The 13,645-nt window shown below is 47.5% G+C and carries 13 protein-coding genes; 2 read left to right on the top strand and 11 right to left on the bottom strand.

Going from position 1 to position 13,645, the window contains the following annotated elements:
- Nucleotides 1–66 precede the first annotated feature (66 nt).
- Entirely contained in the window at nt 67–1,536 is a 1,470-nt protein-coding gene (locus ACZGCQ_RS12575) for a methyl-accepting chemotaxis protein (RefSeq protein WP_238238564.1), read from the bottom strand.
- A 155-nt stretch (nt 1,537–1,691) separates the two neighbouring features.
- On the opposite strand from ACZGCQ_RS12575, the gene crcB (ACZGCQ_RS12570) reads away from it, so the two are divergent.
- Both crcB (ACZGCQ_RS12570) and crcB (ACZGCQ_RS12565) read left to right on the top strand, forming a co-directional pair.
- Complete coding sequence (gene crcB / locus ACZGCQ_RS12570; RefSeq protein ID WP_238238562.1) at nt 1,692–2,090, top strand: fluoride efflux transporter CrcB; 399 nt, start codon at nt 1,692–1,694, stop codon at nt 2,088–2,090.
- The gene (gene crcB / locus ACZGCQ_RS12565) at nt 2,091–2,441 is read left to right on the top strand and encodes a fluoride efflux transporter CrcB (protein ID WP_238238560.1); all 351 of its coding nucleotides are present in this window, start codon (nt 2,091–2,093) and stop codon (nt 2,439–2,441) included.
- A 271-nt stretch (nt 2,442–2,712) separates the two neighbouring features.
- On the opposite strand, the gene ACZGCQ_RS12560 is transcribed toward crcB (ACZGCQ_RS12565), so the two are convergent.
- The 10 genes from ACZGCQ_RS12560 to ACZGCQ_RS12515 all read right to left on the bottom strand — a co-directional run bounded on the left by ACZGCQ_RS12560 (nt 2,713) and on the right by ACZGCQ_RS12515 (nt 13,554).
- On the bottom strand, nt 2,713–3,567 hold the full coding sequence (locus ACZGCQ_RS12560) for a DegV family protein (protein ID WP_238238558.1): 855 nt from the start codon (nt 3,565–3,567) through the stop codon (nt 2,713–2,715).
- A 69-nt stretch (nt 3,568–3,636) separates the two neighbouring features.
- Nucleotides 3,637–4,665: an aldose epimerase family protein gene (locus tag ACZGCQ_RS12555; RefSeq protein ID WP_481266462.1), complete on the bottom strand. Its 1,029-nt coding sequence runs from the start codon at nt 4,663–4,665 to the stop codon at nt 3,637–3,639.
- 92 nt (nt 4,666–4,757) lie between these two features.
- Nucleotides 4,758–6,395 carry a LytS/YhcK type 5TM receptor domain-containing protein gene (locus tag ACZGCQ_RS12550; RefSeq protein WP_481266461.1) on the bottom strand — a complete coding sequence of 546 codons (1,638 nt, stop codon included), beginning with the start codon at nt 6,393–6,395 and terminating at the stop codon, nt 4,758–4,760.
- 220 nt (nt 6,396–6,615) lie between these two features.
- The gene (locus ACZGCQ_RS12545) at nt 6,616–7,938 is read right to left on the bottom strand and encodes a hemolysin family protein (RefSeq protein ID WP_238238554.1); all 1,323 of its coding nucleotides are present in this window, start codon (nt 7,936–7,938) and stop codon (nt 6,616–6,618) included.
- A 36-nt stretch (nt 7,939–7,974) separates the two neighbouring features.
- Nucleotides 7,975–8,343, bottom strand: coding sequence for a MerR family transcriptional regulator (locus ACZGCQ_RS12540; protein ID WP_149426685.1), 369 nt, complete (start codon nt 8,341–8,343; stop codon nt 7,975–7,977).
- Between the two features lie 155 nt (nt 8,344–8,498).
- Nucleotides 8,499–10,634 (bottom strand): (Fe-S)-binding protein, encoded by a 2,136-nt coding sequence (locus tag ACZGCQ_RS12535; RefSeq protein ID WP_350464764.1) that lies wholly within the window; start codon nt 10,632–10,634, stop codon nt 8,499–8,501.
- Nucleotides 10,635–10,811: 177 nt separating this feature from the next.
- Entirely contained in the window at nt 10,812–12,146 is a 1,335-nt protein-coding gene (locus ACZGCQ_RS12530) for an alkaline phosphatase (RefSeq protein ID WP_481266460.1), read from the bottom strand.
- Between the two features lie 104 nt (nt 12,147–12,250).
- On the bottom strand, nt 12,251–12,688 hold the full coding sequence (locus tag ACZGCQ_RS12525; protein ID WP_481266459.1) for an NUDIX domain-containing protein: 438 nt from the start codon (nt 12,686–12,688) through the stop codon (nt 12,251–12,253).
- A 55-nt stretch (nt 12,689–12,743) separates the two neighbouring features.
- Nucleotides 12,744–13,163, bottom strand: coding sequence for a hypothetical protein (locus tag ACZGCQ_RS12520; RefSeq protein WP_050677289.1), 420 nt, complete (start codon nt 13,161–13,163; stop codon nt 12,744–12,746).
- Nucleotides 13,153–13,554, bottom strand: coding sequence for a YwiB family protein (locus ACZGCQ_RS12515; protein ID WP_323679639.1), 402 nt, complete (start codon nt 13,552–13,554; stop codon nt 13,153–13,155). The genes ACZGCQ_RS12520 and ACZGCQ_RS12515 overlap by 11 nt, the downstream gene beginning before the upstream one ends.
- Between the last annotated feature and the right edge of the window lie 91 nt (nt 13,555–13,645).

Below are 13,645 nucleotides of genomic sequence, written 5' to 3'. Positions count from 1 at the left end.
CCGTTGCAACGACAAACTGTCGCAGACACACAACAGCTCCCCATCAATCGATGAGGAGCTGTCTCGTTAAGCGTTCGTCTGCTGAAGGGTTGACGCTGTTTCGTTCAAGGCGTGAATCGCTTGTTGCAGTTCCATGACCTGTCCGACTTGATGGCGTGTCAGACCGGATAATGATTCACTTTGTGAAAGTAAAGCGTTCATGAATGTATCGAGTTGACCGGTTGCTGTCGTAATAGCAGTAAGACTACTCGTCATCGTCGCGAACTGGGTCTGCGCCGACTGGATCGAACCAACGACTTCTGTCGCATCCGTCTCGATCGTCTGCAGGGCTAACTGACTCTCTGCCATCCGTTCTTCCTGCTCTCGTAGCAGTGTCGTACTCGCATGAATCGAATTACCAGTTTGTGTGACGTCTTGATCCACACGTTCAATGATTGCATTGATTTCCTTTGACGCTTCTGCCGTTTGTGCTGATAGATTACGAATTTCTTGCGCAACGACCGTAAAGCCTTTCCCGAACTCGCCAGCACGAGCTGCTTCAATCGAAGCATTCAGACTGAGTAAGTTTGTCTGAGCCGCAATCGCATTGATGCTCGACGTGATCGCAACAATTTCTTGGAACCGCCCAGCGAGTTGTCCGAATGACGTGACAGACTCATCCATGCTCGTCGTCAATTGTTGTAAGGATTGTCCAGCAAGACCAATCGTCTGCCTGCTTTGTTCGGCTGTCGTTCGTGATGAAGAACTCCGATCGAGTGCGTGGTCGACGGAAACCGTCACGTCTTGCATCCGGTTGACTTGTTGTTCGTTCAATTGGCGGATTTCACGAATCGCTTGGACGCTACCTGCTGCATCATGTGCCAGCTGTTGCATCGCTAGATCGACCTGACTGAAAGAATCCTTCGCAGCATCGACTGTTTCGCTCATCTCTTCTGTGAACGTCGTCACTTCCGTTGCGGTTGCTGCCGTTTGTTCAAGCGCAACTTGCGATGTTGCCGCGTAAGCTTCCGACCGCTCTTGTTCTTGGCGGACTGCGCGCATGACATTTCGTCCGAAGACGGCAACGAAGACAGCAGCCGAGAAAATCATCAAATAGATGACATAGGCGACGATCAAGTCAAATGTATTCGTAAAGACGATTGTTCCAAGTATCGTGAATATTATCATTTCGATGAGTCCAAGAATTCCTGCAAGAATAACGAGGCTTGGAATCAAGTAGACGATCGAAATCGTCAAATAGAGATAGACGATCGTCCAAATGCTTGGCGACGGTAATGTCGTCAAGACTAAAGCGAGTACGAAATAGGTTAACGTCACTTGGACGTATTTCCCACTCGGACGATGTCCAAGTAGACGGTTGCCAGCAAGCAACGCGACCGTCAAGATCAAACCACCGACTAAAAACTGATAAAACACACTGATCGGAACGTAATTCATTTGGGCAAATAAAAAAATCAATGGATGCGCAATGGTAATTAACGTTGCAATCAGGCGGGACAAAATCTTTGTACTTTGTTGCTCGAGGGCAGATACCATCTTGTTCAAACTCCTTCACCTTATTAAAGTCATACAGTTGTTCATCGGTAGAAAGAATTCAATCGTTAAGTCCCTCGCGTGACTTTTTTTCTTGACGCTTTCTTAAAGCCAGGAGTACGTTTAATGTAGACTTTTTTCAAGAAAAGAGGATTCATATGCTCTATGTACTCGTAGGTCTCGCAGGTATTCTTGGAGCCTCTGCTCGTTATGGACTCGGACTGCTGATTGGCGACTTGACGACCGGTCCTTTCCCGTGGCCGACGCTTGCAATCAACTTAATTGGGAGCTTTCTGCTCGGCTATGCGACACACTTTTTATTTCGAACGAAACTCTTACACCAGTATGCGATTACAGCAATCGGAACAGGATTCATTGGATCGTTCACGACGTTCTCGACGTTCAGTGTAGAAACGGTGACCTTAATCCAAACACATCATGTAACGGATGCCCTTTTATATGTTCTCATCAGTCTGTTTGGTGGCTTATTCCTGTCTTATCTCGGTTATACGCTTGGGACAAGACGGCTACGTCGCGTGACGAAAGGACGTGAGTGAATGGAATTACTCTCCCTTGCCATCGGTGCTTTTTGTGGCGCTATCAGTCGGTTCGCCGTCAGTCAATGGATGAAGACGGTTTGGAAACGCGAATTTCCACTGGCGACGTTCCTGATTAACGTACTCGGTTCATTTTTACTTGGACTCGTCATCGGGGCGCATCTCGATACGACATGGACGTTACTCTTAGGTACCGGCTTCCTCGGATCATTTACGACATTCTCAACGTTTAAAATCGAGACATTGCAGCTATTTCAGGACGGAAATCGTAAAGTGCTCACCCTCTATCTCATCTCGAGCTACGGTTTCGGAATTCTTGCAGCTTTCCTTGGAATCACACTTACAGCTTGAACGAAACAAGGAGTCTGACTCAAAAAAAGAATGACGCGTCTTTTCACGCCCTTTCCTCAGGCGAGACACAAGCCAGTTTTCCTGCTTCATTTAAGCAGGAGAGCGGGTCTTGTTTGTCTCTGACAGCGCAAAGATGCGCTTTTTCCTGTAGGAGTTGCGTGCGACGCGTCATTCTTTTTGTTACAAGATAAGGGTGGCAGATTATCGTTCTGCCACCCTAACTTTGTAGAGTCTGACTTTTGAGTCAGCCCCTTGTCGTATCCGTTTCAGTTTAGTCATTCATCCAGAATAAACCGACTGTCTCTGCTCCGGCATGCGTTCCGATCGCAGGACCAAACGTCCCTTCAAGAATCGTCAGATCCGGGAACTTCGCTGCGACTTGTTGACGCAATTCAGCCGCCATTTCCGGTGCCATCGTCGTCGCGACATAAATCCGATTCTTGTAGAACGTATGCTGACGCATCGACTCATCGATTTGTTTCACCATTTCGATGTAGGCTTTTTTCAGCGAACGTGCTTTTTTGAATGGAACGATTTTTCCTGCTTCGTCCGTCGTGATGATTGGTTTAATGCTGAGTAAGTTCGCAAGGAACAAATCTCCCGACGAAACACGTCCACCTCGACGCATCGTCTCCATATTACCGACGATCATATAGAAATGCGTCTTCTTCGTCAACGCTTGTAAGGCTGCTACGATTTCCTCGACGGATTTCCCCTGTGCCTCGAGTTCCATCCCGTAACGAATGAATTCCTGCTGGTTCTCGAACGCTGTATGCGAGTCGATGATGTGAACGGGAAAGCTTGCTGCTTCCGCTGCTGATGCTGAGCTTTGGACGGTACTTGAGAGTCCGTTCGTACAATGCACCGCAATCGCGCAGTCATATCCTTCTTCTTTCAGCCGTTCGTATGTCCCGACGAACTCACCAAAGATTGGTTGCGATGTTTTTGCAATCAGTTTCTTGTCCGCATCAAGTGCACGGAACAATCGCTCGACTGTGATGGCATTCTCTTGATACGCCGTATCACCAAGCAAGATTTGAATCGGTACGACATTGACGCCGATCGTTTCTGCCTCTTCCTTCGTGAAATAGGCCATACTATCGGTCACCCATGCTATTTTAGTCATTTCCCTAGCCTCCGTTAGATTCTTCTCGCTTTATCCTACCATATACAGAAGTGGAAATCGCAAGAAACGTCATGACATCACCTGAAAATGAAACGATGTGTGCTTATGATAGTGCTCGCCAGCATGCAAGACGACAGAAGGAAAATTCGGTTGGTTGATTGCATCTGGTAATCCTTGTGTCTCAAAACAGATTCCAAGATACGGTGTCGCACGACGACCACAAATCGTGAAGTCACCTGACAAGTGATTGGCAGTGTAAACAACGACTCCCGGTTGATCGGTCACGACCCGTAATCGTCGACCGCTGATTGGTTCGTCGAGAACGATTTCTCCGCTTTCTCTGAGCAAGAAGGGGTGATCAACACCACTACCTGCTTGGCGTAGTTCTTCGTCTGGTGCGTGTGTCACTTCATGTAGTGGACGCGCTTCCGAAAAATCAAAGACAGTTCCTGCCACAGGGAGGATGTCACCGGTCGGTACAGCATCTTTCGTTAACGGTACATAAAAAGGAGCATCCATTTGTAGGACATGCTGTTCGATCGTCGTTTTTGCTTCACCCGTCAAATTAAAGTACGTATGGTTCGTCGGACTGAATGGTGTCGAAGCCGTCGTCTCCGCCTCATAATGAATCTGAAGAACATCCTCATCCGTCCATTTGAATGTCAAAGTGAACGACAAATGACCGGGATACCCGTTCTCACCGCTTGGACTATCTAAGCGTAGAATCAGATCGTTCTCATTGATTTCGTGCGTGAACATCCGGTTCGCCCAGTTTTCGCTTCCACCGTGCAGATGATGATCACCCTCATTTTGTTCCAGGACATATGTCATCCCTTCAAGCGCGAACGCTCCGTTCGCAATTCGTCCCCCGACACGTCCGATCGTTGCCCCTAAATGATGTGGATCATCCTGATATTCCGACAGGTCATCAAATGCGAGTACGACGTTTTCGATCGCTCCTTGTTGATCTGGAACACGTATGGCAAGAATCTTCGCCCCTCGGTTCAAGATATCGACGCTATGTCCGTGCGCATTCTGTAAAGTAAAGCAGAGCAAGGACTCATCACCGAACTGTCCCACTTTAGTTATCGTAATCATCATTTGTTTCCTCCTGTACGTTACATTTTCCTGTTTTCCTTTTTACCCTCGGAACGAGACAAAAAAACAACAACGGCGAAATGCCATTGTTGTCAGAGGGATGGAAGAGGTAACCGGACTTCGATGCGTGTTCCTTGATTGATGATCGAGTGGACATGTAATGTCGCAACCGGACCGTATGTCACGTCTAACGCTCGTCGAATCAAGAACAGATTTGAATCCCCCGCTTCCTTTTGCTCCAATTGTTGCATTACATTAAACGGCATACCCTGCCCATTGTCCGTGACTTCGATGACCCAGTCCCTCGTCGCCTTAAAGGCACGGACATCAATCCGGTGATGTCGTCCTGCTTTTACGAACGCATGACGCAGTGCATTATCGACAAGCTGTGTCACGAGAAAGGGGAAAACGAAGTATTCTTCAACGGCAGTCTCGATATCAAGATCGACCGTAATATCAGCGGAAGTCAGTTGGTTGGGACGGCGTCGTGTTCCTTCGAGTGATAAATATGCCTTTAATGTCGCTAGTTCTTCACGCAACGGGTGTTCATCATGTCGCGTCGCTGCCGTCAAAAGTTGAAGCAACGCATTCAGTTGATGTTTCACAGGAGTTCCTGGATCGGCTGTCCGTTGAATCTCTTCAATGATCCCTTTGAGATAGGTCACATGTAACATCGGTTTCATTTTTCGTCCACTTAATCGGGTCAATTGCTCTTCCCGGTGTATGTTCAGCTCTCGAGCTAACAAACCGACGAGTTGTTCTGTCATCCGCTCCACGGTGTCATCAAATAAATCCTTTGAGAAATAACAGATGACACCCGCTTTTTGACCGTTGATCCGCATCGGATGAAAACTCAAAATTTGTCCCGTCTGCTCATCTTCTTGTCGCACTGGTTCTTCCGCCTCAATCCATCGTTGTTCTTCACGTCTCGGCTGCTCGCCACAGACGGCAGGTTGCTGATCAGTCATATCGATGACGACTTCTGTCGCCCCGATCAACACGATTCGTTGCATCTTCGTTTCTTTTAATAATGTCGCTCCGATTTGTCGCGCGACTTCCGAGGTCAATCCCTGCTTTCGTAATGGTTGTAACGCTTGCAGTAGACGATCGGAACGCTCAGTCTGGCGGACGAAGAGCGCTCCCTCGAGCCGAAGTTGTGTCCGTAAAATCATGATGAACAGGATGACACCGCATGTGTTTGCGAACAGTAACGGAAAAGCGGCACGGCTCATCAAATCAAGTGCCTCTGTCGTATCCGGGGCAAGCAATAATGTGATACCGCTCTCGAATAACAACGCAGTCAATACGATACCGATTGGTGGAACGAGCGCATAACCATCATGCAAACGCCACCGCTTCCGATACCATCCGCTCGCAAGTCCAGCGAGCATCGCAATGATCCAGCCTGCTTCTGCCCCTAACGAACCGAGCACGTAACGGTGCAGACCGACTAAACATCCCGTGATCCCACCGACCACCGGTCCACCAATCAAACCACTCGTTACGATGACAGCCAGTCGTGTATCGAGCAACAGGGCATCCTTTTCGACAGCTAATCCGAGTAACGGATCAATCGTCGTATCTTGCGAAAGTTCGATCCCCGCGTAATTCATCAAAATACCAGATGACACGAACGCAAAAAGAAGTGGAAGGTTCATTCCACGGTCCATTTTGAATATGTATCGGGAAATGCGCCACTGGGATAATAGAAAGGCTAACAGTGCTAACATACCTAAACGACTCAGTAAAAATGGAATCTGCTCGAGCACGGAATACCTCCTCGTTTCATGGGACGCGATTCAACAATAAAGTAACTGTAGATTACATTCCCGCTTCACTAGTCATTCTCCTATCATGACTGCCGAAAGTTCGCACAATCCGTCCATTCTTGATTTTTTGACTGATATGATGCAAAAAAAAAGCCGGCTCCTCGATGAGGAACCGACTATTTTATCCTTCTGCTTCTACTTGTTCAGCTGGATGCAACCAAATTTTGACGCGGTTGATTTGATAGTTTTCCATCTCCATCACTTCGACTGAGAAGTCTGGTGTGTCGATGTGTTCACCTGGTTGGAGATCAATGTTGTGCATCTGAATCCAACCACCGATTGTATCGACATCTTCGACATTCGTAAAGCGAATATTGAAGCGGTCTTCTAAGTCCGCGAGCAGGACTGTACCGTCGAGTAGGAACTCATCCGATTTAACCTGTTCGATTTCTTCGATTTCATCCGCATCGAATTCATCACGGATTTCACCGACGATTTCTTCGAGTAAGTCTTCCATCGAGACGAGACCTGCTGTTCCACCATATTCATCGACGACGAGAACGAGATGGGTCCGGGTCCGTTTCATCTTCCGTAACGTTTCTTGAAGTGACGTCACTTCCGAAACAACCGGTAAATCCTTGATATAATGCGTCACCGGATGCTCATTTCCGTTCGCATAATCCGTCAAGACTTCCTTGACGTTGACGTATCCGAGAATCCGATCTTTATCATTTTCTTCTGTGACCGGGTAACGCGTGTACGGATTATCCATGAAGATTTCCATCAGTTCATCTTTCGTTAAACGTTCCGAGATTGTCTCCATCCGCATCCGCGGCACCATCAAGTCTTTGACGATGTGCTCATCAAACGCAAAAACATTCTGCATGAGGGCAAGTTCCGTTTGGTTGATTTCACCACTTTGGAAACTTTGCGCCATGATGATTTTCAATTCATCTTCCGAGTGGGCTTGTTCGTGCCCTGCTGGTTTGACGCCGAACAGACCGAGGAACAAGCGAGCTGAACCGTTGAGTAACCAGATGAACGGATACATGATTTTACCGAACACGTAAAGTGGACGAGCAAATAGTAATGTCATCCGTTCTGCATACTGAATCGCAAGTGTCTTCGGAGCGAGTTCACCGATGACGACGTGTAAGAACGTTACGGATACGAACGCGATACCAAACGATAAGAGCGTTGAAACCGCAGCAGAGATGCCGAAGTCATCAAAGACAGGGTGCAAAATCTTTTCGACCGTCGGTTCACCGAGGGCCCCAAGACCAAGTGCTGTGACCGTGATACCAAGCTGACAGGCTGACAAGTAGTAATCGAGATCACCGGCGATTTTTTTCGCAAGCACGGCACTCTTATTCCCCTCTTGAATCATCTGATCCAAACGCGACATCCGGACTTTAACGACAGCAAATTCCGATCCGACGAAAAACGCCGTCAACGCAATCAACAAGACCACTAAAAATAAATTGATGAATAATATAGTATCCAAAATCCCCTAAACAGGGGTCACCTCCATTGTTTTGTATTAAAGCTGTGCAATCAAGGAAGCAATCAATGTGAGACGCCGTGATAGTTCTAAGCGGATCGCTTGTTTTTCGACGTCCGTCGAATACAACAAACGCTGCTCGAGTCCTTCAACCGTCGCCTGAAGTTGTTTCACTTCCTGATAAATCGTCTCCCCTGTTTTTTGTTCCCGTTCCGTAAAAGAAGCAAGAATCTCTTGCAGGGAAAGCCGTTGAGACTTCAAATATTCAATCTTTTCGATTTGATGAATGACCGATTCGTCATACAGACGGTAGCCAGAAGCGGTACGCTCTGGTGTTAACAGACCGAGTGATGTGTAATAATCGATCGTTCGTTTTGATAAGCCGGTGGTCTCCGCGACCTGACCGATTCGAAGTAACGCCTTCCCAAAAGATTCTCACCTCCTTTCTATAGCTAGTTCTTTTATCTTATCATGTCAAAACCATACAGTAAAACGTCGCGCTTTTTTAGAGAAAAAAACGACTACTCCCGTCCGCACGAGAATAATCGTTCCATCCTACTTTTTTATACAGTTACGACAGGTTCTTCGACGGGTACACCGACAATTGACCGTTCGAGTAATTCAACGACATCGTACGTAGCAACCGCCTCGTCGACTTCCTTCGCTTTCGTGCCGTCACTGAGCATCGTCAGACAGTACGGGCACGCAGATCCGATGACAGACGGTTGGACCGTCAACAATTGTTCCGTCCGTGCGACATTGACGCGTGCGCCGACTTTTTCTTCTTGCCACATCATGCCGCCACCAGCACCACAACACATCCCCTTTTCCCGGTTGCGTTCCGTCTCGACGAGCGTGATTCCTGGAATCTTCTCAAGAATATAGCGTGGTGCATCGTAAATATCATTGTAACGACCGAGATAACATGAATCGTGATAGACGACACGCTCCTTAACTTCATGGAGCGGTGTGATCCGTTTTTCGTCAATCAGTCGTGCGAGCAATTCAGTATGATGATAGACTTCAACGTCCGGACTCAGTCCGAAGTCGGGATACTCGTTTTTAAATGTATTGTAGGCATGCGGATCAATCGTGACAATCTTTTTGACACCATATTTCTCAAATGATTTGATGTTGGCTTCCGCGAGTTCCTGGAACAAGACTTCGTTCCCGATCCGGCGCGGTGTATCCCCTGAGTTTTTCTCATCGTTTCCGAGAATCGCAAACGAGATGTCTGCCTCGTTTAGAATACGCGCAAACGCCATCGCGATTTTTTGACTTCGGTTATCGTACGATCCCATCGCACCAACCCAGAACAGATACTCGAAGTCTTCGCCCGCTTTTTTCTTCTCCTTTGCTGTCGGAACGACGAGTTCATCACGGTTTTTCCGCCAGTTTTCGCGTTCTTTCCGGTTCATCCCCCATGGATTACCTTGACGTTCGATGTTCGCCATCGTCCGTTGCATCTCCGGATCCATCTTGCCTTCCATCATGACGAGGTGACGACGGAGGTCGATGATCTTATCGACATGTTCGTTCATGACCGGACACTGATCTTCACAGTTCCGGCATGTCGTACACGCCCAGATCTCTTCTTCCGTAATGACGTTCCCAATCAATGAATCCGGAACGATATCCATCTGTCCGGCTGCTGCCAGTGAAGCGATTTGATTGCCTTGCGATCCTTCGAACGCAAAGGCAGGTGCCCATGGCGAGCGCTGTGTGATGGCTGCCGTTTTCATGTTGAGATGGTCCCGTAATTTAACGATCAAATCCATCGGCGACAACATCTTCCCCGTTCCACTCGCTGGGCACATGTTCGTACAGCGTCCACACTCGACGCAGGCATATAGATCAACGAGCTGTTTCTGATTGAAATCTTCGATTCGGTTGACCCCGAAGCTGAATTCCGCTTCGTCGTCTTCTGCCTCTTCCATGACCGATAGATCGATCGGCGCCAAACGCCCGACTTTCGATGTTCGACCGAGCCAGACATTTGCTGTGCCGGCAATCAAGTGCGCATGTTTACCTTGCGGGATATAGACCATGAAGCTAAGTAAGAACAGTAAGTGCGCCCACCAGAAGAAAACGAATAGTCCGAACGCAATTGATTCCGGCACCCAACTGAATAAGAACGCGATGCTTGAAGCAACCGGTTCACCGAGCGTCGAATGATTCTCATAGACAAGGAAGAATCCATTTCCGAACAGGACGGCGACCATCAAACCACCGATGAAAATCAACGCAAGACCTGCCATGAAGTTTCGTTTCAAGCGGACGAGTTTCTCGACGTACCGGCGATAAAATCCCCAAACGACGGCAATCAAGATGACGAGCATGACGATTTCTTGGAAGAATGTAAAAATCGGATAAAGCGGACCGAGTGGGACGTGCGGGAAACGCTGACCGACGGCGAGTCCTTTCCAGATAAAATCGATCGCTCCGAATTGAACGAGTAAGAAGCCGTAAAACATCATGACGTGGATTGCGCCACTTTTCTTATCCTTTAATAATTTCTTTTGACCGAAGACATTGACTAAGACTGCGTCTAGTCGTTCTTTGTTCGTCAGTGTCCATTCCGCCTTTTTCCCCCGTTTAATGGCGGCATAACGACTTTTGACGAGTGACGTGAACAGATAGCCTGCATAGCCGATGACGAGTAGGAAGGCAATCCAGTTAATGAGTAAAAACGTATTCATGTTCGAACAAACCCCTTTCCCCCTAAAGCAGTTGTGTTGAAATGAGTATAGCATATAATGAATGGCTATTCATTCATTTTTTTCATTTAGTTTTTACTGCGTCACACAAGCAGATAAGTACTCAAAAAAAATCAAACGGTGAATGATCCACCGCTTGATTTAATCACGTCCAATACGTCATTTTTTTAATTTCATTGCATTGGCCATCAGACCAGGGATGTCCGTATTTTCATGCAACCCACTGAACTGTTCGCTTTGTGGACCGTAAGCGTAGAGCGGAACGTCTACACCTGTATGCACGGCAGTCGTCCAGCCGACATACGCTCGTTTACTGATCATCTCATTCAATGTCATGACGCGTTTCTTCGCATCCACTTTTTGCAACGTCTGAATTTCTTCAGCCGTCAAATCAAACGTCGTTTCTCGTTTGACGACAGTTGCGATGTTCGATAAGTCGTCGTTGAACTGACGAACCATCTCATCTCCCGTCGCCTTGACGTTTTTCAAGACTTCCGGTTTCGCTACGTACTCATCGTATCCACCGACTGACATACCACCTGTATCATGGTCACCGGCAACGACGACTAAAGTATGTTTATCTTTTGCAGCAAAACGAAGCACTTTTTCGACAGCCTGGTGGAACGCTTCTGCATCCTTCATCGCCCAAGCAGCATCATGCGCGTGACCCGCCCAGTCGATCTGACTTCCTTCTACCATCAAGAAGAAGCCATCGCGATCTTTCTTCAATGTTTGCAGGGCTTTCGACGTCATCGTCGCAAGGCTCGGTTGATTCGTGTTTTCCCGGTCCAGTTCCGGTGCCATTCCTTCTTCTGCAAACAATCCAAGAACTTTACGACCATCCGTCTCATTCAGACTTTCGAGTGAATCCGCATACTGGTATCCTGCTCGTTCTGCTTTCTTCACTAGATTACCAGCCTCTTGAACGCCACCATTCTTTTGATCAAAAAAGAACTTCTGACCGCCACCCAGTAAGACGTCGACTTTCATTTCATCCATGTATTGTTTCGCAATGTCCGCTTCGTTCGCACGCGTTGCGACGTGCGATGCAAAAACAGCTGGTGTCGCATGGGTGATGGCTGATGTCGAGACAAGTCCTGTTGCTTTGCCTGCTTGATCCGCCCGATCAAGAATAGACGCCACTTCTTTTCCACTTGGATCCATACCGATTGTTCCGTTGTTTGTTTTTGTTCCTGTTGCCATCGCCGTTCCGGCAGCAGCTGAATCGGTCACTTTCGTGTTTGCCGAATACGTCCGCATCATTCCTTTTAAGTGACCGTCGAGTTCTGTCTCCTCGCCTCCTTGATACCAGCGATAATTCGTTGCATAGGCAGCTGAATAACCGTCCGGAATCATGAAGATGACATTTTTAACCTTTGCTTGTTTCGTGTTTTGTTTTGCCTCGACCGGCTGAGCCGATTCATATGTATAACCTGCAACTCCCGTCATAAGCACTGTACCGAGAATACTTGTCGCCATCCATTTCTTGTTCATTTGTGTTTCCTCCCTGTTCACGATGATGGTTTCATCATACCGAGCGAATGTAAATGAACGATGGAGACGGCTTTAAGGAATGTAAAGAAACGATGACAGCCGAGTTACCACTTCATCTCTTCAAACATGTAATAACCTTTGTGCTGTTCTTCTAAATATGCCGATAATGGAAGACGGACGTCTTCACTTGTGATGTACTTCGCTAACTCCGTCTGATCGATCCACTTCGTCTCAATGATTTCTTTATCGGGATCATTTGGATCAAGTACACCACTCACTTCGCAATCAAAATACGTCACGAGACTGTGCGCTTGATAGGTCGGCATGAAGTTCTCCGTTAAGAAAGCAAACGACGACGATGTGACCGTCAAACCGGTTTCTTCTTCCACCTCGCGACGCAATGCTTGCTCGAGTGTCTCTCCAGATTCAATCTGTCCACCGGGTAAGCTCCAGCGTTTCTCCTGACCCGATTGATTATTGACGATGAGCAGTTGATCGCCCTTGCGGATGATCGCGACGATGATTCGATAGAGTGGATACATGACGCTTCCTCCTAAAAAGACCACCTTGCCTAAAACAAGATGGTCCACTGATTGTTTATTCTAAACCGAGCGACTGTGGCAGACGAACTGCACGTGCGAAGGCATTTTTATAGTCCTTTTTCGCGACTAATTTTTCGACTTCACGGATTGCTGGATGCTGTTCGTCCGCGAACGCACCAAGGATCGTCAAGTAACGCTCGTATACTTGATCGTCTTCCTGACGTGCTTTCAAGAGTGCTGTATACAGCATGACGGTATCTTCGCCGTATAAGACCGGTAATTCTTCATTGATTAAAAGTAACGTATCGATCGACTCCGGGTCGACCTTCGGATTGTATTCCGTGATGACCTGTTCTGCGAGTCCTTCGAGTTGATCGCGCCATTCGTTGTAACGCGGCTCATCGTTCTCGAGCCATTCAAACCATTCCTCTTCCAACATCTGCTCCATTTGACGTACTGTTTGTTCAAATGCCATTCGTCTCACTCCGTTCCCAAGTTAAATCAATCGTATACGTACCGACTGCTTGTCCATTCATTTTTAATGTATAACGAAACTGCATCTGCTGCCGTTTCATCTCAATCGTCTCCGTGTCCGTTTCCATCAACATCTGACCGAATTGACTGCCATACTGGCTTTTGGTCGTCTCTCCTAAAATAAAGACATGATGCATCGCAACAGGACCTTTACGATTCAAAGCAATCTGGTCTTTTGACCATTTGATCGTCGTATCGATCGGTTGTTCATCCGGCTGAACGAACTTCACGGCAAAACCGTCTTTTGTTTCGAACAACGTGCCGTCCGCCTCAAGTTCGACCGATTCACGCATCGGACCATCTTCGATCGTCGTCACCTGTCGTAATGACACCGGGTACTTTACTGGTTTCACTTCTATCACCTCATCGTTTAGCGTACACGATTTTTTCGTCTGATGCACCTTCTGCTTACATGCAACAAAA

The organism is Exiguobacterium sp. HSB13 (genome assembly GCF_056764755.1).
Note: the sequence above shows the minus strand (reverse complement) of the source record. Positions and strands in the feature narration are given on the sequence as shown.